Origin of the sequence: Bacillus cereus group sp. Bc031 (genome assembly GCF_027716265.1) — a bacterium.
GTDB lineage: Bacteria > Bacillota > Bacilli > Bacillales > Bacillaceae_G > Bacillus_A > Bacillus_A paranthracis.
In genome coordinates, this window is the sequence record NZ_JAQFUL010000040.1 from 1 (window position 1) to 24,662 (window position 24,662).

Sequence of the window (24,662 nt, forward strand, 5' to 3'; positions counted from 1 at the left end):
TAGCTAGCTTTTTAGAAAGAATAACGTTTTTTGTCACTTGGGGGTAGTGAAAATTCTTAAGTTGATGGGCATGGGGTTAATACATTATTATGAAAAAGATATATATCGTTACAATCATTTGTACATTTATAGTAATAGGTACTTTTGTTTTTCATAAAGTAAATGAACTTAAGTACACAAAAGCTATTAATCAATCGAATTATATAAAAAACATTGCACATAGAGGGGCTTCGGCGTATGCACCGGAACATACAATTGCTGCGTATAAATTGGGACAACAATTAAAAGGCGATTATATAGAAATAGATCTTCAAATGACAAAAGATGGACATTTAGTAGCTATGCATGATGAAACAGTAAATCGTACTACAAACGGTATGGGGCTAGTTAAGGAACATACATTAGAGGAATTAAAGCAATTAAATGCAGGTTCTACTTACAATAAAAAGTATTCAAATTTAGCAAAGAAAGAATATGAAAATGCTAAAGTTCCAACACTCGAAGAAGTAATTGAAGTGTTTGGGCATGACGCGAACTATTATATTGAAACAAAATCACCTGATGAATATTCAGGAATGGAAGAAAAGTTATTAGAAATTATCAATCACTATGAAATACAGGATAAAGTTATTATTCAATCATTTAGTGAAGAAAGTTTGCAAAAGCTACATAGTTTACATGTTAATATACCTCTAGTCCAATTACTATCTTACAAAAAAGCAGTTCAATTAACTGAATCAGAAATAGAGAAGTATAGTACATATTGCATAGGTCTTGATATGAACTACAAATATATTAATGCAGCTTATGTAAAGAAAATAAAGAAACACGTATTAGAAGTTCATCCATTTACTGTAGATAATGAAGCAGATATGAAAAAGTTAATATTATGGGGAGTGGACGGGATGTTTACGAATTATCCGGATCGTTTACATTCATTATTAAAGTCTTAATTAAAAGATATTATTTTTAACGTAATAGTTTATAGAAGAAGAATCCAATACTTTTATTGGATTCTTTTTATTTAGCTCTAAATGACTAACTTAAAGCAATACGATTTTGAATTTATAAATAAAATATTACATTAAGTATAATTTTTTATAATAATCATCAGAAAGTAACGAAAATGTAATGGATTTTAACTACGTTTTTTATATTTTTTTGATACACTGGCTACGAGAGGAATACCGATTAATGTAGGTAAAAACCAAAACCATATAGGCGGCAATAAATTAATTATGGGGATATGAATACCTACGTTTACTAATAGTGCGGTAACGGCACCAATATAAGAGCCTAACATACCTCTAATATGGTGGTGAAGCCAATTTTTCCAACGCTTTTTTCGTGCAAGGTAGCCATAAATCGCAAATGAATAAGAGAAAATTGCTACATAAAATAAATATGCGATTTTATCCCAGTTTATAATGGATAATATAATTGCAGTGAGGGTAATGACAACATAGGATGCATGATATATTTCGCCCCATTCCGTATGTTTTCCTTTCTTCTTTTGAGCAACCATCGCTACAATACCGGTGATTAAGCATATTGTCCCAAATAATATGTGGATGGTTAAAAGAATGTTAAAAATGCTCATAATAATTCCTCCTTTTTTATTTTTATAGTATTGCAGTATAGGAGAAAAGTTGAAAAACATCGTTTGTTCGTCTTAATATATTGAAATAAAGGTACTCTTAGAACAAATTTAAACGGACAAATTTTCTTGAATTTAGTGAGTCACGTATTACGTGAAATGAAGGAGAGACTTCCATGTTTACATCTATTACATATTTACAATCAGGGAATGACAAGCAACAAAAGGTATATGATGTTTTGAATAAACTAAACATCATGGAGGATTTAGCTTTGTATAGCCCCGTTCTTTGCGGGACTATACCTATTAGAATTGATACGCTTCAATCTGACTTAGATATAGTAATGGAAGTACATAACTTTGATGTTTTTGAACAAGAAATGAGATCTTTATATGGCTCTTATGAAGGATTCAAAATAAAAAAGAAAAAAATTAAAAATACTGAATCGATAAAAGTAAATTTTGAATTTGAAGGTTTTAAATTTGAATTATTTGCTTAGCCTAAGCCAGTGCGTAACCAAAATGCATATAGACATATGATAGTAGAGCATATGCTATTAATGCAGCATCCACATATAAGAGAAGAAATTATTCGCTTAAAAGAGAACGGTTTAAAAACAGAACCTGCTTTTGCTCAAGTATTAAACATTGACGGGGATCCTTATGAAGGACTTATTGTGTTGGGGCAGGAAATGCGGTTGTGGTAAATAAAATACACAAAAACTCCTCTATGGAAAAAGAGGAGTTTTTATTATGTCATTAACTTACGAATTAATTCGCTTAACAATTTAATACCGTTAGTTATTTGCTCTAGAGAAGCATATCCATATGATAAACGAATGTATTGATCTGATTCTTCTTCATAGATACGTCCCGGGTTTAATAGAATCCCTTTTGATAGTGCCTTTGAAAATAATTTCTTCATCGGAATGCTAGGTACTACCTTTAGCCATATAAAAAATCCACCAATAGGTATATCCCAGGTGGCAATATCTGCACAATGCTTATGTAAAGCTCGTATCATTATTTGTCTTCGTTCTTTTAGTTGAATTCTTACGTTTGCAACATGTTCCTCATAAAATCCTTTATTTATCCATTCAGCAGCAACTCTTTGGGATAAGGAGCTTGATCCATAATCTGTTTGCATTTTTATATCTGATAATCTATCAATAACCGGTTCTGGACCGATAATCCATCCAATTCTAAGTCCTGGGGTAAGTGTCTTAGAGAGACTACCAATATATAATACATGTCCATGTTTATCCCTTGATTTTAAAGGCACTGGTGGTGGTTCATCAATCCATAACTCGCGATAGATATCATCTTCAATAATAGGTAACTGTTCCTTTTCGCATATTTTTAATATTTCTTTTCTTCGCTCTTTAGACATTAATACCCCTGTTGGATTTTGAAAACAAGGGATTGAGTATAAAATATTTTTCTTCTGACTGTATTTAATTCGTTTTAATAACTCGTTAGGTAATATACCGTGAGGATCCATAGATATACCAGATAGATTTATATTTGCTGATTGAAATACATGAAGTGAATATAAGTAAGAAGGTTGTTCAAGTAAAACGGTAGACTCTCTATGTAAAAGACCAATTGATATTAATTGCAATGCTTGTAATGCGCCCGAGACGATTAATATGGAACCCGGTGATGCATGTATTCCAAATGATTTTACGTATTTACTTATTGCTTCACGTAACGGATAAAACCCTTTTTGTTCCTCATATCCAAAATAATCTAATTCCTCACTTACTTTTTTCATAATGGACTGCATCGTTTCTAACGGAAAAAGATGAGGAGAAAGTTCGCCTTTACTAAGATGGATAAGCTTGTTATTTGCTTCTGCTTCATTTATTTCTCGTACCATTAACTTGCTTGGTTTATGAATACCAGCCTTTACATATTCACTCCAATCAGGTGGTGGATTTGTTGCTAATAATGACCATGTATTATTCGTTACAATTGTTCCTGCTCCAATTTTCCCTTGAATCAATCCATCAGCCATAAGTTCATCTAGTGCAGTTATTACAGTGCTGCGATTTACTTGAAATAATTTCGCTAACTGCCTTTGACTAGGGATCTTACTTCCAATTGGCCATTCTCCATTTTCAATTTTTTCTTTCATATAGTCTACTATTTGCTGATACTTAGGTAGTTTTTTACTAGTGGTCATCAAAAAACTCCTTCGCTCACTTGAAAAATGCCAAGTGGTTGGTTTTTACGATAAAAAACTGGTTGAAGACATTGTATCAACTATTAAATATGATGGGAAGAAATAATTGGTAATTATAAAGTGGTTGGTTTGAAGGGGGAGAGAAAATATGAATTATAAAAAATGGGATTATCGAATTATATGTGCTCATTCTTTTACAATTTTAATTTGGGGAACGGCCTTTCCGACAATTCGTATGGGCCTTGAATCTTACACACCTGAACATCTTACTTTACTTCGTTTGTTAATCGCTTAATTCATACTTCTTTTGTTTTCGTTTTTATACAAACTACGATTACCTGATCTAAAAGATATTCCAGCGATTTTTTTATTTGGTGCTTTAGGATTTACTTTTTATCACATCGCATTAAACTATGGTGAAAAAACAGTAAATGCTGGATCGGCAAGTTTAATCGTTTCCGTCACACCTATAGTAACGGCAATTCTTGCTTTTGTTTTTTTTAATGAAAAAATGAAAGCAAATGGATGGATCGGTGGTGTAATTAGCTTTATAGGAATTGCTTTCATATCATTTAGTCAAGGGGGGGCTATTCAATTTAATAGCGGGGGATTATTTATATTATTAGCAGCCGTTTCAGAAAGTCTATTTTTCGTTTTTCAAACATCGTACTTAAAAAAGTACGGCTTCTTGCCATTTACCATATATACAATTTTATCTAGTACGGTATGTATGCTTATTTTCTTACCGGGAATGTATCAAGAAATACTGGTGGCTCCTCTTGAAGTGAATTTGAGCGTTATATATTTAGGTTTATTTCCAACAGTACTCCCGTATATTGCATTGGCCTATATTATATCTCATACTGGTGCTTCCGAGGCAACAAGCTCTCTATATTTAACGCCAGTAATTGCTTGTTTTATAGCTTGGGTATGGTTAGGTGAAGTACCTACTTTTATTTCGGTAGTTGGTGGAGTAATTACTATACTTGGAGTTTTAATAGCGCATGTATCATTAAAGAAAAATATTCGAAGTGAAAAGTACAGCGATATAACTGGATAGATTTTTTAGAAGTGATAATTCCCTGTTTCTTAATTTTAAGAAACAGGGAATTATTTTACTGCGTTGAATATATAAATACATTCTTTTTATAAAGGAGCTTACCATATTGAATATCCAGTTAAAGGTTGTTACGAGAGAGAATTGGGAAGATGCTTTAAAGCTGCAAGTTAAAGATAATCAGACGAAATTTGTTCCATCTGTAGCAGTTTCACTTGCTAAAGTATATATAAAACCAGATGGGGACGCTGTAGAATACCAACCATTTGCAATATACAATGGCGATCTAATGGTTGGTTTTGTTATGCATGCTGTTGTAAAAGAAACAACTGATATGTATTGGATAAACGGATTTATTATCGATCAAAAGCAGCAAGGTAACGGTTATGGAAAAGCAGCATTACAAGAAAGTATATATTTAATAAAAAATACGTTTAAGGCGTGTAAAGAAATTAGATTAACAGTACATAAAGATAATATCTCTGCAAAGAAACTATATGAAAGTTACGGTTTTCAACCATTGGGACATGATTATGATGGTGAGGAAGTTTATCGTTTATTCGTTTAATTATTATGTAGCAAAGGTGTGAAATGAATTATGCAATTTACTGAAGTCAAAATTGAAGTATTTATCCCTGAAGAATACATTGAAATGTTGAGGAATGAGTTAAATAAAATTGGTGCTTGTAAAACGGGAGAATATGATCATTGTCTGTCCTATAGTTCTGTGAAAGGATACTGGAGACCGTTAAAAGGCGCATCACCTTTTAACGGGGAAATTGGTCAGATTTGTGAAGGGCAAGAATGTAAAATTGAAATAAAGTGCAAACGGGATCTTGTAAAGGATGCACTTGAAGTTATTAACGAAATTCATCCGTATGAAACACCTATGATTTATATTATCCCGATATTAAATGACTATTTTAATCAAATATAAAATAAATGAATGGGAGGAATAACAATTGAAAAATAAATTTCATCATATTGTACGAGCTGTTATGATTAAGGATAAAAAATTGTTAGTGGCTGAATATATTGGCCATCATTATTTTTTACCAGGTGGTCATGTTGAAGTTGGCGAATCAGCTGAGAATGCATTAATAAGAGAACTAAGGGAAGAGCTCGGAGTAAATTGTAGTATAAAACAATTTTTAGGAGTCATAGAAAACCGATGGCAAGATCGAGAAGTTCTTCACCATGAAATCAATCATATTTTTGAGATAGATTCACAAGAGCTACATATTGATTTCATACCAAAATCTAAAGAATCTCATTTGGCATTTCACTGGATAGATTATAATCAAGAAGCTTTACATACTTATAAAATCATGCCAGAACCTTTAGTTAAAGAGTTACTAGAAAGAAAATTAAGTGATGAACTACTAAACTGTTGGATTAGTAATTTTTAAAAACCTCTATTAATAATAAATTCGTCCAGCAAAAAGTGATTAAGAAAATAGGCTGAAAAACAAGGTACATCACCTAGTGTAAGTTCATATTTTGTTGATGTACGTATTCAAGTATATAGCCATTTGTTTCTACTTTGTTTATTAACATTTATTAACTTCAATATGTGGACGGAATTTATATTTATAAATGGAGGGGTTTCATAATGAATCAGTTTCAACAAGAACTACAATCATTAAACCTTAATGATTATCAAACTGGTAATGTTGTGTATTGGGATCAACAACAAAGTCAATATCCATACTACTACATTCAAGACGATGCACGTCGTTGCGGCGGATGCGGAGGTTGTGGTGGACGCTGTGGCGGATGTGGCGGCAGATGTGGTGGTTGTGCAGGTCGTTGCGGCGGATGCATAGGATGCGCTGGATGTTTCGGTTGCTTTAATTGCTGGAACTGGTGGATCATTTAAGTATAGAACATCAAAGATATTTTGCTTGAAGGAAAGGTGTGAAAACTATTTTGCACTTTTCTTTCAAGCTGTAATTTTTATGTGTATTAAGGGGGATTTATTTGTATACATATGATAAGTTGATTTCTTGGGTAGAAAATATAAAAGAACAAAACCATAGCTCTGCAGCAGCGCTTTGCATAATGAAAGATAACAAAATTGTACTGGAGCATTATAGTGGCTATCACTCAAATACATCTACAAGCAAGAAAGTAACAGCATCTTCACAATTTAACGTTGCTTCTGCTAGAAAAAGTTATTTAGGATTAATGATAGCGTATGCGCTTTACGAGGGGAAAATAAACTCTATTGATGATGAAGCGATAAAATATTTTAAAGACTTTGATCCTGTATTGCTTAGTAAAACGACGATAAGACATTTAGTAACACATTCGCACGGATTAGAAGAAACGAATGGCGGGATAATTTTTCGTGAATTTGAACCGGGGCAAGGATGGGCGTATAGAGATATTAATGTAAGAATGATGACACGTCTTATTTATCAGCTATATAACAAAAGTTTTCCTGAATTGTTAAAAGAGCGTGTGTTTAAACCTGCTAATTTCCAAGAAACAGGATGGAGAATACAGCAAGATGATAATTTAGTTGCAGTTGTTGATGATCCAAATAAAGACGCAATTAGTGAAATTGGTACAGTAGATGACGGTACTGAAAAAAATCTGTTTGTCTCCGCTAGAGAATTTGCACAGTGGGGCAATCTTCATTTAAATCAAGGTATGATACATGATAAACAAATTGTTCCAAAAGAAGTTATAAAAATCGCTACGAGTTTGCAGAGTCCAACATATGCAAATAAAGAGCTACCACAAAATGGCTTGTTTTGGTTCGTTCAAAATGAACCTGCACAATTAAGTGAACTAGGCGAACGTGTACCAAAAGGCTCGTATCAAATATTAGGAATTACGGGACCAACTATATTAGTAATACCTGAATATAATGTAGTTGTTGCGAAAATGTATAATAAAAGATACAACTACGGCGGTGATAATTATTTATATTATTTACGTGAATTTAGTAATTTAGTCGTTGATACATTTCGTAACAGTAATAGGGCATAATTACTCCTATAACAAAAAGGAGTGATTGAAAGTGAAAGATAAAGTGAACAAAAATAAAAAGCAAAACATTAAGGATGTAAATACAGAACAAAATGCAATTTATAGCGATCCAAAAGATGCAGCTAATATGCAAACGGTACCGCAGCCGAAAGATTTTGATGAAATTGAATATTAATTTTTCGTTTATCCGACTATATGATGAATGAAAAATACATCTTAAGTCCCATCTCATGACAGAAATCTTTTGGTATTCTATATACATAAGCATTTGAAAATGTCTTATCTTAACAAAGCTTTCTTTAAGTAAATCTAATATAACCTGCAGAAAGACACTTCATAATGGAGTGTCTTTTTGTGTACATGAATTCAATTTCCATTTTTCATGCAGTATCTTGCTTTTTATGATGGTTATACTAACTGTGAAAATTCATGTCACGATAAAAGAAGGGGACAGTTAGTATGAAACAAACTTCTATAAATCCGTTACTAATTGTTCTAGGTACAATCATTGTTCAAATTGGCCTTGGAACAATTTATACATGGAGTTTATTTAATCAGCCCCTTGTAAGTAAGTTTGGATGGAACCTTAATTCAGTTGCTATAACTTTCTCCATTACAAGCTTCTCTTTATCATTTTCAACATTATTTGCAGGAAAGTTACAGCAAAAATTAGGGCTTCGAAAACTCATCGCTACTGCAGGGATTGTGCTGGGACTCGGTTTAATACTAAGTTCACAAGTTTCCTCCTTACCATTACTATATTTATTAGCGGGTGTAGTAGTTGGTTATGCCGATGGAACTGCTTATATCACATCATTATCTAATTTAATTAAATGGTTTCCGAATCGGAAAGGGCTTATTTCAGGTATATCTGTATCAGCATATGGAATGGGCAGCTTAATCTTTAGATATATAAACGGAAATCTGATCGACAGCCTTGGTGTATCACAAGCCTTTTTATATTGGGGGATTATCGTCTTACTTTTAGTATTAATCGGATCGTTCTTCTTACGTGAAGCAATAGTAAGTAACACTGTAGCTGAGACTTTACACAATGATTATACACCTCGTGAAATGATGCGAACGAAACAAGTATACCTTTTGTTTTTTATGCTATTCACATCGTGTATGGGCGGTCTATATTTAATCGGTATGGTCAAAGATATCGGAGTGCAGCTCGTTGGACTTAGCGCAGCAACTGCCGCTAACGCCGTTGCAATGATTGCAATTTTTAATACAGTAGGTCGTATTGTTCTTGGAACGTTATCAGATAAAATAGGTCGAATGAAAATCGTTTCTGCAACGTTTATTATCATTGGATTGTCAGTCTTTACATTAAGTTTCATTCCGCTAAATTACGGCATATATTTCGCATGTGTAGCAAGTGTTGCCTTTTGCTTTGGCGGTAATATCACTATATTCCCAGCTATTGTTGGAGATTTCTTCGGATTAAAAAACCATAGTACAAATTATGGGATTGTATACCAAGGTTTCGGATTTGGTGCACTTGCAGGATCATTCATCGGGGCGCTTCTTGGAGGATTTGAACCAACCTTTATTATAATCGGCGTTCTTTCTGTTATCTCTTTCATTATATCTATTTTAATTCGTCCACCAAAAGCAGAAAAGAAAAAAGAAACACAACATTTATATCGAAAAGTAGCTTAAGTTTAAAAAGAGTCCTCATAAAGGGCTCTTTTTATATTACACAACATTTAATTTTCCCTTTTTAGCCATTGTGTAGGAAGAATACACTTACTTAATTTAAAATGAAATGATTTGAGAAGCAATAAAGTGGTTTATTTATTAACGAATCAAGTAGCAGATAAGTAAAATATTCATATTGTTTTATAAAAGAATCAAAATATTGATAAAAAACTACAGTTAATCCGCTTCGCTAGTAGGCATACATTTCATTATAAAGGTAGTTGGCTTATTTTGGTTACAACTATAATTTCTTCTTTTATTGCATTTACTTCAACAAATATTGATGATATTTTTATACTCCTTGTTTTATTTTCACAAGTAAAGACAGGAGTATGTAAGGAAGAAGATAGAACTTTCCATGGGAAAACTAAGATAAAAGAACTTTATATTGTTATTGGACAATATTTGGGGTTTAGTGTAATTATTTTTCTAAGTATTATTGGTTTCTTAAGCTCTTTTTTCATTCCTATATCGTGGATCGGATTATTAGGATTCGTGCCAATTTATATGGGGATTAAAGGACTATTCTCGCTTCGTTCTAACAAAAGTAATGAAGTCATTGATAACACTTCTGGCTCATTATTTAAAGTAGCTGCGATTACATTAGCTAATGGAGCTGATAATATCTCAATTTATATACCAATGTTCACTAGTCAATCCTTGGAAGCAAATTTCGTTACATTAATTATCTTTTTTTGCATGATAGCAATATGGTGTTTTATTAGCTACACATTGTTAAGAGCTCCTATTTTAGCTAAAGTACTTGAGAGAAATTGTCATATTATCGTTCCAATTGTTCTAATTGGTTTAGGAATGTTCATTCTTTTTCGCAGTAATACAATTGAATTATTGTACTAATACGTTCAAACTAACGGAAGTTTTAAGTAAAAAGAATCAAACGCGGTAAAAAGCTGTACTACAAATAAAATGTAGTACGGCTTTTTTAAATTTTAGTGAAATGAAACATTGCACTACGACAATTAAGTTAGACAGGATATTACGATTATTAAATTGAATAGATACTTTAAAAGGAGCGTGATAATTAAAATGAAAATAGTAAAACAATGGGTCCAAGAAGATAGTGATTACATAAGAGAAAAAGTAATTGAATATAATCAAAAACATATTTCAGATGAAGAGAAAAAGCCTTCAGAAAAAATTAGTTTTATAGTGAAAAATGAAAATGAAGAAATAGTAGGCGGAATAACTGGAATTACATTTTGGCACCACGTACATGTTGATTTCTTATGGGTTTCTGAAAAATATAGACACGAAGGTTATGGAACCAAGTTAATAAAACTTATTGAAGAATTTGCAATTGAAAAAGAGTGTAGCCTAATCAATTTAGATACTTTTAGCTTTCAGGCACCTGCTTTTTATAAAAAACATGGATATAAAGTAATTGGAGTAAGTGAAGATCACCCTAAAGGACATAATCGATACTATTTGGAAAAAAGGTTAGAAAATATATAGAATCCCAAAATGAATCAATCAAATCATAAAGAGCGTACGTTGAATAATTACTTTCAAAATACGTTCTTTTTATTTAGAAATGAAGGGGGATCAATTATTACCTTTACTAAGGATAGATAAATGAAATACTCTATTAATTTTTTTATATTTTAAAACGATTAAATGGTAGAATGTAACAAAGACAGAAAATTCTCGTTATTGAAGGTGGACTTAGATGAAAAAAGTAAATGTTACATATGCGCTTTTATACGATAAAACAAATGAAAAGATCTTAATGGTAAAAAACAAAGGGAAGAATGGTTCTTATTACACACTACCAGGTGGTGCAGTTAAATTAGGAGAAACGTTAGAGGAGGCAGTCATTCGAGAAGTGAAAGAAGAAACTGGTCTACATATAACTGTAAATGGTATTTGTTACATTAGCGAAGCTTTTTTTGAAGAGAGAGGACATCATGCAATATTCTTTAATTTTTTAGGTGAAATAATTGGAGGGGAAACAAATATAACAAGGCCAAAAGAAATTGAAGAGATTACTTGGATGGAATTACATAGAGCAGAACCGCATTTACGTATACCAGAACACTTATTAAATATATTACAAAGGAAAGAAACAGTACCTTACTTTTTTAACGGAACAATCATTCATCAATCTTCATAAAACTATCATTTCATGTAAGGCGGGGAAAAAATGGAGTTTATCGTTAATCATAAATATTTCACTCAAGCACTTTCAGAAGTAAGTAAAGCAATATCTACGAAAGCTATAATTCCTATACTATCCGGTATAAAAATAACTGCAGATCAATCTGGAATTACTTTAATCGCAAGTAATTCAAATATTTTCATCGAAAAATTCATCCCTAGTTCCATGGATGACGAACAAATTACGACTACCTTAAAAGCAGGAACAATTGTTGTACCTGCAAAATACTTCATTGAAATTATAAAGAAAATGCCAAGCGATATAGTAATAAAAAGTAAGAATGAGCAAACAATTACCATACAATCAGAAGAAATCACATTAAACTTAAATGGCTTTCCAGCGAATGAATTTCCTAACGTACCACAAATAGACGATCATGCAGAAATACAAATAGAAACAAAACAATTGATTGATGCGTTTAAACAAACAGTCTTTGCAGTAGCGAAAAATGAATCTAGACCCGTTCTTACTGGCGTACATATCGAGTTAGACCACAACAAATTAATATGCGCTGCAACTGACTCTCATAGACTAGCTATACGTGAAACATTAATTTCTACTAATGTGAAAGCGAATTGTATTGTACCAAGTGCAACCATTAATGAACTTTTAAAATTAATGAACAGCAATTTAGAATTCGTTTCTATTTATCTATCAGAAAGCCACATTATTTTTACATTCGGCACAACTACATTATATTCAAGATTAATTGAAGGGAAATATCCTAATATATCTAGTTTAATTCCAAATGAATTTCAAACAGTCATTAACATAGATAGACAAAGAATGTTACAAGGGGTAGATCGATCAAGCTTATTAGCAAGTGAATGGGCAAATAACAATGTTAACTTAGAAATTGTAAATGAATCTACAATTAAAGTTTCTTCTAATGCTTCTCAGATTGGAAAAATATCTGAGACACAACAGATAGATGTAATTCAAGGTGAAAAACAATTCAATATATCTTTCGATGGACGATTTATGTTGAATGCTTTAAGGGCAATAAAAGAAGAAACGGTTACTTTAAGTTTCAGCGGTTCTATGAGACCGATATTAGTTGAAGCAGGGACACACTCTGCAGCAATCCATCTTATATCTCCAGTAAGAGCTTATTAAAAACGGAGGAAGGAATCACGTTATGTACAAGCACACTTTATGTTTTATAAAAAGAAATGAAGAGATACTTATGTTAAATAGAGAATATGATCCGGTAAAAGGATTATGGAATGGTGTAGGAGGAAAGATAGAAAAGGGCGAAACACCTTTAGAAAATGCGATTCGTGAAATAAAAGAAGAGACTAATATAAAAGTTACGTATGACCAAATTCAATTTAAAGGCATTATTACATGGGAGGATTCTTCATATTCTGGCGGTATGTATGTTTATCTAGTAGAGTTACTTCATGAATTTATATATCACACTCCAAAAAAAGTCTCAGAAGGAATTCTAGATTGGAAAGAGATTTCTTGGATTCTTAGTGATTATAATTACGGCGTAGGAGAGATGATACCTAAATTTTTAGTTGAAGTGCTCCACAATGAATTCATATTAGAGCATAATTTTATTTTATCTAATACTGATTCTGAATATAGTATGACCGAAACGATTAAAGATTTAGAAGCGATTCGAGAAGCTTTATATATTAATAAGTGGGGGTTTGCTGGTCATTCGACAGGAGGGATGTTAGCTCTTGTATATGCGACTGAAGCACAAGAAAGTTTAACGAAAATAATTGTTGGTGGCGCAGCGGCGAGCAAGGAATATGCATCTCATAAAGATAGTATATATTGTAGTGAAAATGTAAAATTTAATAGAATCGTATCAATTATGAATGCATTAAATGATGATAGTACAGTACAAGAAGAAAGAAAAGCATTAAGTATAGAGTGGGCACTTATGTCTTTTTATTCTGAAGAAAAGCTTGAAGAGGCATTAAAATTGCCGAATAGCGGAAAGACAGTTGGCAATCGGTTAAATTATTTTAGACAAGTTGAATATAAAGATTATGATGTTCGTCAGAAACTTAAATTCGTAAAAATCCCAAGTTTTATATACTGTGGTAAGCATGATGCACAATGTCCCTACATATTTTCTCGTGAAATAGCAAATTTAATCCCGAACGCAACATTAACTAAATTTGAAGAAAGTAATCATAATCCATTCGTTGAAGAAATAGACAAGTTTAATCAGTTTGTCAACGATACATTATAATCAATAAGTAAAAAGCGAATCTTTTATATAAGACGATTCGCTTTTTATTATAATTAGACTTTTTGCCACCAAGCATACCTAGGATAGTCTGTAGATTTTAACGTAATAGATTCGCCAATTTGAGGCGTTGTAATTTTAACTCCTAAACGGTTAACTTCTTTCGTAACACGTTCTATCGGGTCACTCCATTCGTGTAATGCTAATGTAAAAGCACCCCAATGAATCGGAAGAAGTAATTCTCCTTGTACATCAATATGAGCTTGTACTGTTTCTTCAGGCAACATATGAATTGCAGACCACCTTGGATCATATTGCCCGCATTCCATTAACGTAAGATCGAATGGACCGTATTTTGCATCAATCTCTTGAAGATCTTCATGCTCTAAAGAAAAAGCACCACTATAACGTTTACTATTAAACAGAGGAAACGGGGAAGAGGCATCTCCAAACTGTGGCTATTTGTAGTTTAAACGAAATCATTTTACCTTTCACCGTAATTGCAGTACATTTCATAAATTTGTCAAATTCATTATTCTTATATACAAAATAAAAACCATGCAGCAGCAGATAAAACGAATACTAAATAAATGTAAATTGTTTTAATTTAGTAAATTTCTTCTTACAAGTAACAAGGAACATACGTTTTGTTATATGTTAAAGAAGAAAATATGTCTCTAATTAGTAAAAGAAAGGAGAGGATGTAAGTGCAAATAGAGAGAAAAAAGAAATCAAAATGTAAACTATCAAAACCTGAAATCATTCATCTGTATGCGGAAGGGAAGGGTACCTCAGAAATCGCTATGCTTGCTAACGTATCTGCAAGGTATATTCGTATGGTTCTATCAGACAGCAACGTGCCAAGGCGCGCTATAGGGAGCTGGAAGAGAAAGTATGACATAACAGAAGATTATTTTAAAACGTGGTCAAATAACATGGCTTATATTTTAGGGTTTATAGCAGCTGACGGTGTTATACCAAAAGAAAATCAATGCGTCAGTATATCACAAAAAGAAAGTTATATTTTAGAAGACATAAAAAAAGAACTAAAAACAAATCAGCCGCTATACCAAAACAAAAAAACAGGTGTATATATGCTAAATATTAATAGCAAAACAATAAAAGATGACCTTATGAACATACATGGAATTATGCCATGTAAATCTTTTAACATTGAATTCCCTTTCGTACCAGAAGAATATTTACATCATTTTGTTCGTGGATATTTTGATGGGGATGGTTACGTCAAGTATGAAACTTATACAGTAAGCTTTGTAGGAGGATCATATAGCTTTATGAATTCTTTAAATCAGGTACTACAAAATCATAATTTACCAGCCGAATTACTAAATCAAAATAAACATTATCGCGTCATTTTAACCGGAAGAAAAAAAGATCGAAAGCTAAAAAGAACTTAAGCTGCTGTTAAGCAGAGAAAACAAAATTTCCTTAAGGAATATATGAAAAATAAATGTATCGCTAAAACTTGTTCCATTTTAGAAATAAAAGAACCAACTTTTAAAAGTTGGTTAAAAAATGATAATCAATTTAAAAAAGACTATGAAAGAATTCATTCATTATAAAAATGTAAGGAACCTTAGTATATCTATGCTAAGGTTTTTAATTTGAGATTATTAGAGGACACTCATTTTCGTTTATAGAACTTAATAAATACATAGATTTTATAATGAATTTATTAGTAAGGGAGAGAATATGAAATGTTCACTAATAATAGTCCGGAGAATATATTACATACAGCTTATGAAGCAAAAATGATTTCGTCTGGAGATAATTCGCCATCTATAAAAATAAAAGGAACGAAACTTCAATATTTACTTGTATTGATTCATCTTGGTTTTGAGTCAAATGCTATAAAAATGATGTTAAATTGGGCGAATGATGAATTTGAAAAGCGCGTTAATTTATTAGAAGCAGAGGGGCTATTGAAACAAATAGGAGGGAGGTACTATCCAACGTGTATGATTATAACAGTTTGTGAAGGAGAAAAGCTTTATAATCTTTGTGAACCTCTAATTAAACCAACACTTAAGATTTTTGAAAACTATTCAAGCCGTATTGAAGATATTTCAAAAAGAATCGACACGTTTAATCATTTATCTAGAGAATCTTATAGTCTTTTATTGTATAGTGGTGTGTTATTAGATTTTGGACAAATAAATTACATTGAAGAAAACTATTTAAAAAAGAAACGACCTTTAAGAAATAAGAAACGATATTATTATGCTATTCAAGAACAAGAACTAACAGATATAGAGGCTTTCGGGATGTATGGTAATACGTATTTAGATTTAGGAGAAGTTCAAATTGGTCTTTATGGAAATTCTCGATATTCAACATTAAATTTAATAACAGCAGATAACGAAACATTTAAAGAATATTTTCAAAACAATAGTACCGATATTAATTATAAGAAAAAACAATTAGTAAAAGGTTTCGTAGCAGCAGATAGACAAAAAGACTTACATTTAAACGTAGTTTACGAAAAATTAGGCTTATATCAAAATTCACAACCTGTTATCCCTGTATTTAAATCAACAGACTTATTTATACTTAACGAAATTGCAAACACAATCAGTGAAGATTTAGTCTTATTGTTCAACGAAAACGATAAACCTTTAAAACAATACTTTGCCAGCAGCAGATACTCAAAAGAAATTACTTATGAAGAGTTTTTTATCTGGTGGTATCACTTTTTCTATACAAAAGTAACTGAAGAATTAATAAAACAAGGTGTAATTATAACAAGCACACAAAAAAATCAAACGTACATAATCCATCAATAACTTTAAATTAAAGTGTTAATATACTTTTACAAATGTAGCAGCTGAACGGTAAAATCTGAATTTAAAATCTAATATAAAGAAAATAAGATATTCAAAGAGGAGAAGAGCCATGCAAAAGAAATTTATCAATCCAGAAACGATGCCACCAACTTTTGGATACTCACATGTAGTGGAAGTTAGTAACGCTAAACGAACGATTTACATATCTGGACAAGTAGCAATTAATATAGACGGTCAAATTGTTGGAATTAATGATTTAGCTACACAAACACGACAAGTATTTGAAAATATTAAAATCGCATTAGAAGCGTCAGGCTTAAATTTCAATGATGTAGTAAAATTAACATTTTTCTTAACAGACATTTCTCAAATGGCCGTTGTTAGAGATATTCGAGATCAATACATTGATACTAATAATCCACCGGCAAGTTCAGCTGTCGAAGTTAGAAAGTTAATTAACGATAACTTATTAATTGAAGTCGAAGCAATTGCTGTAGCAAACTAATTTTAAAAACTTATTATGAATCATATCCATGCAATTCGTTTAATGTGTTCATTTAAAACGAATTGCATTTTTTATTGTCTTAAATATAATTTATATCTGGAGACATTATCATCAACAACTCATAAAACAACAACAAATAAGCACACAATCGATTACACAGAATGAATCTGATGAAAAGGGAAGCGTAACAATGCAAACTAACATATAATAAGTTTATTATTTTTATCCAGTTAACATAATATATATTATAGGCAGTTATAGAACCAAAGTAATATCAGGTATCAAAATACAAGTAAACTATACTTAATGAGACGAAGCAGAGATTTTTAGTGAGATTCACATAAAATCTTTTTTAAACGAATTTATACAGTTTTTGTCGTTTTTTAGTTATAAATTCATCACAGCAAATCTTAATCGATTATTGATTAAGATTTAACGAATCAAAAACATTTTTTGATCAGTAACAATTTTTTTATGCAGAAAAATCTTTTTACAAAATATAAATTAATAATTTTATTTTATGTTGTACTTTATAAATTTATTGCTATTTACACACGTTTTACAACTTTACATTATTTCTTGTTATTTCTGTTATTTACGCTTGACTTTTATGCTTGACTTTTATTATTCGTATTATCTTACACTCTAGTTAACATAACGTTTATTTTTAACATAAAAAAATCTCCCTCACCTTCAGGAAGATTTTTTAGCTTGCTAGTATTTCATTTATATCTTTTTAGTAGCAATCCCAGTTGTAAATAACATTGGAAAAATCTAGATTTAACAAATCTTCTTTTTTAATAAAGAAATTAGCAACACCAGAATCTCCCCACATAATATTTAATGAGTCGTCTGTATCGATTTGTAGTAATAATATATCATGTTGTTGGTATTTTTCTTCCCATTCCCTTGGATCTGTCTGTGTAAAAAATGGATAACCACCAATTTTATGTCCGAAATCTTTACATAAATCATCATACAGTTCGCCTAATTCTGTATTATTTTCTTCATCAACAATTTCTTCCCAATCAATATCCTCACTAAACATCTTTTCAAATCGATAATCTCTAGATGTTATGGGTTGATAATCTAATTCAAATTGTAATTTTGCTGCTTCAGGTATGATAAAGTCTTCTATTTCTAAAATGTTTAAATAACTAAAATCAGTAATTACCTTATTTAAATCTTCAGTAATTTTAGAATGATAAATAATTCGAAAGTCTTTTTGGATTGTTGGGTGATCAAAATCTGCTCCATAAAGCTCATCATCAGTACTTACGAAAAACTGCAATATTCCTTTTTGGGGCATATATTCAACATGCGGAATTTCTTCAAAGTTTAACTGTGCAAGTAACATCATAGGTTGTCCATTTGAATCTTTAGGATGCTCTTGATCTATAGGTAAATACGGATAACCACCAAACTTACTTTCAAAAAGGGTTGTCTCTGCTAATGTTCCAGACACTTTAATATACGGTTTTACACTTTCTTCTAAAATACTACGATACTGCTCTAGTTCTTTCGGAATTTGAAGTTGATACGTATTCTTCATCACATTTGCCTCCCTTTCATAATGAATTGAAAATGCCTTACTTAATTATATAGCAAGAGATAGCTTCATGAAAAATTGTTAAAAGTCCGTTTTCACCCTCGTTTTTTGCGCACTTGCTGGACAAAGTAAATTATGTTCTAAAACCTTTTTATTAATAGTCCGAATTAAATTCGCTGCTTCTGCAGTATTTGTATTTTCTTTTAGTTTTTCTTTTAAGTCATCAATTTCCTTTGAAATCTCAATCCACCTAGGTAAAACATGATTATTTTTCAAAGTTCTATACAGTTGTTTTTCAGGATTGTACGAAAGATCTTTATCAAGATTCAGTGGTTTCCCTTTACCAGGTAAATTATCAAAAGACCCTTTCTTTTCTGCTTCTTTAACGATAGAACTAATATGATCCTCATACGTATAGGACCAAACTTTCTCATCTTTTACTAAAATCTCTTGCTTTTTTAGTTTTTTATCTAGTTCTTCTTGATTCATAGATTCTCTCTCCTTTTTATTTTTTAGTGTCGTTTTTGTAAGTTCTAATGCCCTTAATCCATCGAATAGCTTTTCTCGCCACCACACGCTATCATGTCCGCCTTGAAACTCTTCATAAGTGGTTTGGTATTTCTTTTCTTCTAAAGCTCTATATAGCCGTTTATTAGCCGTTAAAAGAGGTTCGTTTTCAAGTTCACCTACTGCTATGTAAGAATTGAGATGAGTCGTATTAAAATCTATTGATGAAATTTGATTTTCAATCCAAGGAATTGTATTTTCGTAATTATCCTTTTCCCAATGTACGGATCCAGACATTGACAACACATTTCCGAAAATATATGGATTTTGAAGTGCTGCATAAAAAGCTGCTAGGCCACCAAGACTGAAACCTGCAATTGTTGTATGTTTCGCTTCTTTATGCACACGATACTTAGCCTGAATCCACAGAAGTAATTCCTTTGTTAGAAATGCGTTCATTTTATCGTTATAAGTTAGCTCTTCTAGCCGATTAACAGGATCTATAGCAACAGCAATACACGATGGGATTTCTTTTTCGTAAATTAAATAATTAAGTGTTTTTGTGATTGAAAGGTCATTAATGAATGAATTCCCATCAAATACAATGAGAAGTTCTTGAAGATGTGAAGTGTGAGAACAATCATGAGGCGTATAAATATGAATTTTGCGTGTGTTATTTAAAATCGAACTATAAAAAGAATATGTTTCAATCTTTCCGGATGGATAATCATTTGAAGGAAAACGACTGCTATACTGCACTTCCATATCTATTTTTAACACAGACGCTTTATTGGCACCTTCTCCAAATACATTTTCATTGAATGGGTCTAGTCGGTACTGTTCACTACGCTTTCTCCAATCATTTTTGAAAAAATCATTTACTGTAAAATAATAAGTTGAAATGAACCTTTTATTCGTCCTAAACGTAACATACCAAAGATCTGTCTGTAACAATCGTTGTAATTGATTTACAGACAGATCCCAACCAGGAAAACTACCGACTACATAAACATTTTCAGTATTTTGATCACCTAACCATATATACGTTATAAGTTTATACTGATTATCTATAGGACATTGTTCTACTAGTGGTGTATGATTTGACTTGATTTCATCCAAAAAAGTATAAAGAGCTTTTTCGTTTCCATTCTTTAATTGATTTTTAAGCTTCTCTAACTTAGGACTGATTATTGTAGTCACCTCTCTTCCTCCTTTGTAGTATTCTATATGTAGTTTTTTCATTAGAATCCCTATATAAAAGTAGTCGTAAGTTATGTGTTTAGAGAAGTTATTGATTAGAAAAATGATCAATTGCTTGAATAGAAAGTTCCAATGATTTTATTCTTCTTTCTAAAAGAGTTCTTTGAGGACTCCCAAGCTTTGACTTAACATAAATCTTTTCAATTGATGGAAGCAAACCAATTAGAATATTTCGAGCGTCTGCTAAATCCTTTTGCGTGTAATGATGGGTTTCTTGATTCCAAATACTTTCTAACATAGCTAAGCCGATACTAGCTGCTTTGAGTCTTTTTTTCACTAAAGTAGTGTTTGAGCCTTTTTGAGTCATCTGAGATAGCGCATTTTCAAGTTTACGGATTGTTGACTGTAAAGATTTAATTGATTCTACTTTATCTACATTTGATACGTTTTCCATATTAAACCTGTCCCTTCTTCGTTTCTAAATTAGTTTTCTTGATATTTGATAATACCATTTAGAAGCGAATTTTACTCGAAATATTTGAGTTGGACATGAATTGAAAGGAAAACAGCTAACAAACTTCTATCTCCTCCCTCACACATTCTCTATATGTACTTCTTTTTTCTCGTTAAAATACCTACATGTTAATATTGAATATTTTATGAACAAAAAACGTACAAGCAGCATCACTTGTACGTTTTAATTTTTATTCAGTAAGATAATAAAGTAATAGCTTGCGGGTCTTTTCATAATTCATGAAATCTCTATATAAAATGGGATACTTCATAATCTCTGTTTCTAAAAAACGATATTGCGGAAACCACTCGAAAAACGATATCCTTAGCCACTTTATTTGATTAAACACAATCTCCTGTTCATTGTTATTAAGTACGTAACTTAAAGTACCTGCTGTATGCATCCAATAATAATTTAAATCAGCGCTTATACAATCATCTTCTGTAAACATATTATTAAAATCTTTTCGTATTTTTCGAATGTCACAATTCGGAAACGGTTTATACAGTGGACTATGCATTTTCTGCAATTCATTAAAAATAACCCTTTTTCCTAACTTCAACTTTCCACCCCTTTAGTTCTCTATCCAATTTAATAAGTTTTCATAATGATATTGAGCATCTGTATAGCCAAGATTATATAAATTAACGAGCTTTTCTTTACTTCTTTCTATTCCGCTTATTGGAAGCTGTACACTAGGCTGAATAATATAAAAGTTGTCTTTTTGTTCTATTTGATTCATATAAGATATCGTCTCATTATAAAAACGATAATGTTCTACTAAAGATTGTGCGATATTCGGATATTTCCTATATAAAATTTTAGCTAGGCCAGAAAATTTATTTCGTTGCTTCTCATATCCTTCTGGTTTTGTCATAATTACAACGTTCTTTTCATAACCATCAGTTTGAGCTTTTAAAACTGGTATAGGATCTATAATTCCTCCATCTAGCAATTTTCGATTATCATATTCTACAGCAGGCGCTATAAACGGCACTGAGCTAGATGCACGAATGATTTTTAAAATGTCATTTCCGTGTTCTGCTTTATTATAATAAATAGCTTGTCCTGATTCGCAGTCAGTCGTTCCTATAACAAACTGTTCATTTGAGTTTAAGAAAGTTTGAAAATCAAACGGTACAATTTTATTCGGTACTTCATCAAATAAAAAATCCATTCCAAATAATTCACGTTTTCGAATTAAATTTCGATAAGATATATAACGATGATCTGCTACTAACTCTGTATTTACTTTTTTATTTCTCCCTTTTTGACGTGATAAATAAGTTGCTCCCATACAAGCTCCGGCGGATACGCCAACTACATAAGGGAAAAATAAGTTCTTTTCCATAAAATATTCGAGTACGCCTGCCGTATATAAACCTTTCATTCCTCCGCCTTCTAATACTAAACCGATATTTTTCATGCTATATCCCTCTGCTTCTTTTTTCTTACTTACATATTAGCATAAGATATTAAGATGAGGTTATATAAATGAATTGCAATAATAACCAGAAACTACTAAAGTAATATCATAATTTCTTAGTAAATAGCATGGTACAATATAAGTAACACATTCCACAAATAATGGAGGAGGAATTTCCTATGGGTTTATTTAGCGGTATTTTAGGAAATGCATCAAATACGAGTACAGAAAGTGTAGAACGTGATTTAGAGAAGATTATGTTAGACGATGAGAAAGTTGAACATGCTTATAAATTAATTCGTGATTTAATTGTATTCACAAATCGTCGTCTTATTTTAGTAGATAAACAAGGAATATCAGGTAAAAAAACTGAGTATCATTCAATCCCTTATAAAAGCATTACACAATTTAGCATTGAAACAGCTGGGCATTTTGATTTAGACGCTGAACTTAAAATTTGGGTATCTAGTTTGAGCACGCCAATTACGAAAGAATTTAAAGGTGACGATAGTGTTTTAAGCATTCAAAAAGCGTTGGTAACATATACGACGAAATAGTGTATTTTTTGCATGTTTATTCATTTTAAAAATTACTAATCCGATTATTTTGGAAGAATATACATCAAAATTGTATATTTAATCTAAAATAACATAAAAAGGTAAAGTGTATTTTAAACGCTTTACCTTTCTTTTTTGTAATAAATAAGTGTAGTTTTATCATTTAATTTCTTAGTTACTTCTGTTCTTTTATATCCCATCTTTTCGTATAGAAAACAATTTCTTTCTTCTTCTAAAATCGTAGCAAGTTCAAAACTTCGTGCTTCTGGAAACATCTCTTCAATTAAAATAAGTACCTTCTGAGCAATTCCTTTCCCTTGATAGATTGGATGAATAAACATTGGACTGATCCAAAATTTATAAGGTAGTTCTTTTTGGGATATACATATCGCTCCAACAAGTTTCGAATCTATTATCATCTTATAAAAATTACTGCTGGGATTATTTATTCTAAATATAGTTTTTTCAATAGATTCATTTGCTGGGTTTGTTTCATAGTCTTTATATTTATTTAATAAAGGGTTAAATGAGTCTATTTGCATTTGAAATAAAACTGCTGCATCACTTTCTGTTGCCTTCTCTAATGTAATCTCCATGTTACCAATTTAGTCGTTTTCTTAATGAAGTTATATGAGCTGTATGATGACGACCATGCCATGCATATAGTCCAATTGCAGCAGCAAGTTTTGTTTCACCAGTATCTGGATGGTTAAATGTCTTTTCTAAATCTTCAAGTTCTAAAGAATATAAAAGGTTAACCCATCTTTTATGTAATGACTCTAACATTACTAATGAAACATCTACTGGTAATTTAGAATCAGGTAATTCTGCCCACTTTTCTTCTTTATATGGTTTAATCGTTGGATTCTTTTCTGTTAGTGCTAATTTAAAGCGTATGTAGCTATTCATGTGGCTGTCAACAACGTGATGGACTACTTGACGAACTGTCCATCCACCAACGCGGTACGGTGTGTCTAACTGCTTCTGATCTAAATCTTTAATAGCTTTCGTTAGTTCATTAGGTAAATCTTCAATTTCTTGAATCCATGTATCTATCATGTCTTCCGTTATAGGACGTTTGTATGTAAATTGCCCAATTGGATATCGTAAATCATTCATGAATAAGTCCCCCTTCTTATAAGCGCGAAGTATTTCTCCAAATATAATGTACAAAATTCACCTGTTCCCCATTCAATTGTACAGATGTTGTATCTGCTTCGTTTTGATAAGAAGAAAACCCGCTTTTTTCTAGTACAATTTGTGATGCAAGATTATTAGAAGTTGTTTTAGCATGAACCTCATTAATTTCATTATTTTTTGCTACGTCTAAAATTAATTTTACGGCTGCAGTTGCAACTCCTTTTTTAGTAAATTTTTCTCCGACCCGATAACCTAACGAACTGATTCGAGTCTCCGAATCTATATCTATTAAATTTATTCTTCCTACAATTTCATTTTCTTCGTTACGAATTAAATAAAAATAAGATTCTCCATCCGCCTGTTCTATTAATAAATCATCTAGTAGTTTTTGAAAATATTCAAAATCAAAATATTGCGAGCCACGATTAGGTACCATTGTTTCAAAAAAAGACTTATTCGTAAGTTCAAACGTAAATAAATCCTTAGCATCGTGTTTCTTTAATTGTTCTATGTATATTTTCATTTCGATTAC

General features: G+C 31.4%; 26 protein-coding genes and 4 pseudogenes. 19 read left to right on the forward strand and 11 right to left on the reverse strand.

Features of this window, described 5'->3' with window-relative positions:
- Window positions 1-89: 89 nt before the first annotated feature.
- A complete protein-coding gene (locus tag PDQ33_RS16145; RefSeq protein WP_270756166.1) occupies window positions 90-953 on the forward strand; it encodes a glycerophosphodiester phosphodiesterase in 864 nt (287 codons plus the stop codon).
- A 185-nt stretch (window positions 954-1,138) separates the two neighbouring features.
- Here the strand turns inward: PDQ33_RS16145 and PDQ33_RS16150 are convergent, their stop codons facing one another.
- Window positions 1,139-1,600 carry a DUF2306 domain-containing protein gene (locus PDQ33_RS16150; RefSeq protein ID WP_000021744.1) on the reverse strand — a complete coding sequence of 154 codons (462 nt, stop codon included), beginning with the start codon at window positions 1,598-1,600 and terminating at the stop codon, window positions 1,139-1,141.
- A 173-nt stretch (window positions 1,601-1,773) separates the two neighbouring features.
- Here PDQ33_RS16150 and PDQ33_RS16155 point away from each other — a divergent pair.
- Window positions 1,774-2,304 (forward strand): annotated as a pseudogene (locus PDQ33_RS16155) (DUF4269 domain-containing protein).
- 44 nt (window positions 2,305-2,348) lie between these two features.
- On the opposite strand, the gene norG reads toward PDQ33_RS16155, so the two are convergent.
- Window positions 2,349-3,785: an efflux pump transcription regulator NorG gene (gene norG / locus PDQ33_RS16160; RefSeq protein WP_442866545.1), complete on the reverse strand. Its 1,437-nt coding sequence runs from the start codon at window positions 3,783-3,785 to the stop codon at window positions 2,349-2,351.
- 145 nt (window positions 3,786-3,930) lie between these two features.
- Between norG and PDQ33_RS16165 the strand changes: the two are divergent.
- The 13 genes and pseudogenes from PDQ33_RS16165 (at window position 3,931) to PDQ33_RS29070 (ending at window position 13,931) form a co-directional block, all read left to right on the forward strand.
- A pseudogene (locus tag PDQ33_RS16165) lies at window positions 3,931-4,842 on the forward strand (DMT family transporter).
- A gap of 106 nt (window positions 4,843-4,948) precedes the next feature.
- Window positions 4,949-5,407 carry a GNAT family N-acetyltransferase gene (locus PDQ33_RS16170; protein ID WP_001025603.1) on the forward strand — a complete coding sequence of 153 codons (459 nt, stop codon included), beginning with the start codon at window positions 4,949-4,951 and terminating at the stop codon, window positions 5,405-5,407.
- Between the two features lie 30 nt (window positions 5,408-5,437).
- Window positions 5,438-5,776: a divalent cation tolerance protein CutA gene (cutA, locus tag PDQ33_RS16175; protein ID WP_001160783.1), complete on the forward strand. Its 339-nt coding sequence runs from the start codon at window positions 5,438-5,440 to the stop codon at window positions 5,774-5,776.
- Between the two features lie 25 nt (window positions 5,777-5,801).
- Window positions 5,802-6,248 carry an NUDIX domain-containing protein gene (locus PDQ33_RS16180; RefSeq protein ID WP_000790756.1) on the forward strand — a complete coding sequence of 149 codons (447 nt, stop codon included), beginning with the start codon at window positions 5,802-5,804 and terminating at the stop codon, window positions 6,246-6,248.
- Between the two features lie 203 nt (window positions 6,249-6,451).
- Window positions 6,452-6,718 carry a heterocycloanthracin/sonorensin family bacteriocin gene (locus PDQ33_RS16185; RefSeq protein ID WP_001071388.1) on the forward strand — a complete coding sequence of 89 codons (267 nt, stop codon included), beginning with the start codon at window positions 6,452-6,454 and terminating at the stop codon, window positions 6,716-6,718.
- A gap of 101 nt (window positions 6,719-6,819) precedes the next feature.
- Complete coding sequence (locus tag PDQ33_RS16190; RefSeq protein ID WP_000288912.1) at window positions 6,820-7,836, forward strand: serine hydrolase domain-containing protein; 1,017 nt, start codon at window positions 6,820-6,822, stop codon at window positions 7,834-7,836.
- Between the two features lie 31 nt (window positions 7,837-7,867).
- Window positions 7,868-8,011 (forward strand): hypothetical protein, encoded by a 144-nt coding sequence (locus PDQ33_RS16195; RefSeq protein WP_000653680.1) that lies wholly within the window; start codon window positions 7,868-7,870, stop codon window positions 8,009-8,011.
- 284 nt (window positions 8,012-8,295) lie between these two features.
- A complete protein-coding gene (locus PDQ33_RS16200) occupies window positions 8,296-9,504 on the forward strand; it encodes an L-lactate MFS transporter (protein WP_000815154.1) in 1,209 nt (402 codons plus the stop codon).
- 270 nt (window positions 9,505-9,774) lie between these two features.
- Entirely contained in the window at window positions 9,775-10,401 is a 627-nt protein-coding gene (locus tag PDQ33_RS16205) for a cadmium resistance transporter (protein ID WP_061130351.1), read from the forward strand.
- Window positions 10,402-10,590: 189 nt separating this feature from the next.
- Window positions 10,591-11,016: a GNAT family N-acetyltransferase gene (locus PDQ33_RS16210; RefSeq protein WP_061130350.1), complete on the forward strand. Its 426-nt coding sequence runs from the start codon at window positions 10,591-10,593 to the stop codon at window positions 11,014-11,016.
- Between the two features lie 214 nt (window positions 11,017-11,230).
- Window positions 11,231-11,674, forward strand: coding sequence for an NUDIX hydrolase (locus tag PDQ33_RS16215; protein WP_000757640.1), 444 nt, complete (start codon window positions 11,231-11,233; stop codon window positions 11,672-11,674).
- A 30-nt stretch (window positions 11,675-11,704) separates the two neighbouring features.
- Window positions 11,705-12,835 (forward strand): DNA polymerase III subunit beta, encoded by a 1,131-nt coding sequence (gene dnaN, locus PDQ33_RS16220; protein ID WP_061130349.1) that lies wholly within the window; start codon window positions 11,705-11,707, stop codon window positions 12,833-12,835.
- A gap of 22 nt (window positions 12,836-12,857) precedes the next feature.
- Window positions 12,858-13,931, forward strand: a complete 1,074-nt coding sequence (locus PDQ33_RS29070) for an alpha/beta fold hydrolase (RefSeq protein ID WP_076872889.1) — start codon at window positions 12,858-12,860, stop codon at window positions 13,929-13,931.
- 53 nt (window positions 13,932-13,984) lie between these two features.
- Here PDQ33_RS29070 and PDQ33_RS16235 read toward each other — a convergent pair whose 3' ends face one another.
- A complete protein-coding gene (locus PDQ33_RS16235; protein WP_071741653.1) occupies window positions 13,985-14,353 on the reverse strand; it encodes an MBL fold metallo-hydrolase in 369 nt (122 codons plus the stop codon).
- Between the two features lie 282 nt (window positions 14,354-14,635).
- Here PDQ33_RS16235 and PDQ33_RS16240 point away from each other — a divergent pair.
- The 3 genes and pseudogenes from PDQ33_RS16240 to PDQ33_RS16250 all read left to right on the forward strand — a co-directional run bounded on the left by PDQ33_RS16240 (window position 14,636) and on the right by PDQ33_RS16250 (window position 17,237).
- Window positions 14,636-15,511: pseudogene (locus tag PDQ33_RS16240) on the forward strand (LAGLIDADG family homing endonuclease).
- Between the two features lie 135 nt (window positions 15,512-15,646).
- Window positions 15,647-16,732 (forward strand): hypothetical protein, encoded by a 1,086-nt coding sequence (locus PDQ33_RS16245; protein WP_061130447.1) that lies wholly within the window; start codon window positions 15,647-15,649, stop codon window positions 16,730-16,732.
- A 109-nt stretch (window positions 16,733-16,841) separates the two neighbouring features.
- Complete coding sequence (locus tag PDQ33_RS16250; RefSeq protein ID WP_001169703.1) at window positions 16,842-17,237, forward strand: RidA family protein; 396 nt, start codon at window positions 16,842-16,844, stop codon at window positions 17,235-17,237.
- Between the two features lie 736 nt (window positions 17,238-17,973).
- Here PDQ33_RS16250 and PDQ33_RS16255 read toward each other — a convergent pair.
- The 5 genes from PDQ33_RS16255 to PDQ33_RS16275 form a co-directional block, all read right to left on the reverse strand.
- Window positions 17,974-18,789, reverse strand: a complete 816-nt coding sequence (locus PDQ33_RS16255) for a YwqG family protein (protein WP_061130446.1) — start codon at window positions 18,787-18,789, stop codon at window positions 17,974-17,976.
- 78 nt (window positions 18,790-18,867) lie between these two features.
- Entirely contained in the window at window positions 18,868-20,493 is a 1,626-nt protein-coding gene (locus PDQ33_RS16260) for a DnaJ family domain-containing protein (protein ID WP_270756173.1), read from the reverse strand.
- A gap of 88 nt (window positions 20,494-20,581) precedes the next feature.
- Window positions 20,582-20,947 carry a hypothetical protein gene (locus PDQ33_RS16265; protein ID WP_061130445.1) on the reverse strand — a complete coding sequence of 122 codons (366 nt, stop codon included), beginning with the start codon at window positions 20,945-20,947 and terminating at the stop codon, window positions 20,582-20,584.
- 250 nt (window positions 20,948-21,197) lie between these two features.
- On the reverse strand, window positions 21,198-21,569 hold the full coding sequence (locus PDQ33_RS16270; RefSeq protein WP_061130444.1) for a YxiJ-like family protein: 372 nt from the start codon (window positions 21,567-21,569) through the stop codon (window positions 21,198-21,200).
- A gap of 12 nt (window positions 21,570-21,581) precedes the next feature.
- Window positions 21,582-22,433, reverse strand: coding sequence for a patatin-like phospholipase family protein (locus PDQ33_RS16275; RefSeq protein ID WP_000789269.1), 852 nt, complete (start codon window positions 22,431-22,433; stop codon window positions 21,582-21,584).
- Between the two features lie 179 nt (window positions 22,434-22,612).
- Between PDQ33_RS16275 and PDQ33_RS16280 the strand changes: the two genes are divergently transcribed.
- Window positions 22,613-22,990 (forward strand): PH domain-containing protein, encoded by a 378-nt coding sequence (locus tag PDQ33_RS16280; RefSeq protein ID WP_000522480.1) that lies wholly within the window; start codon window positions 22,613-22,615, stop codon window positions 22,988-22,990.
- A gap of 122 nt (window positions 22,991-23,112) precedes the next feature.
- Here PDQ33_RS16280 and PDQ33_RS16285 read toward each other — a convergent pair.
- The 3 genes and pseudogenes from PDQ33_RS16285 to PDQ33_RS16295 all read right to left on the reverse strand — a co-directional run.
- Window positions 23,113-23,586: pseudogene (locus PDQ33_RS16285) on the reverse strand (GNAT family N-acetyltransferase); the annotation flags it as partial.
- Between the two features lies 1 nt (window position 23,587).
- Window positions 23,588-24,109 (reverse strand): YfiT family bacillithiol transferase, encoded by a 522-nt coding sequence (locus PDQ33_RS16290; RefSeq protein WP_000999059.1) that lies wholly within the window; start codon window positions 24,107-24,109, stop codon window positions 23,588-23,590.
- 16 nt (window positions 24,110-24,125) lie between these two features.
- Window positions 24,126-24,653, reverse strand: a complete 528-nt coding sequence (locus PDQ33_RS16295) for a GNAT family N-acetyltransferase (protein ID WP_000708331.1) — start codon at window positions 24,651-24,653, stop codon at window positions 24,126-24,128.
- Between the last annotated feature and the right edge of the window lie 9 nt (window positions 24,654-24,662).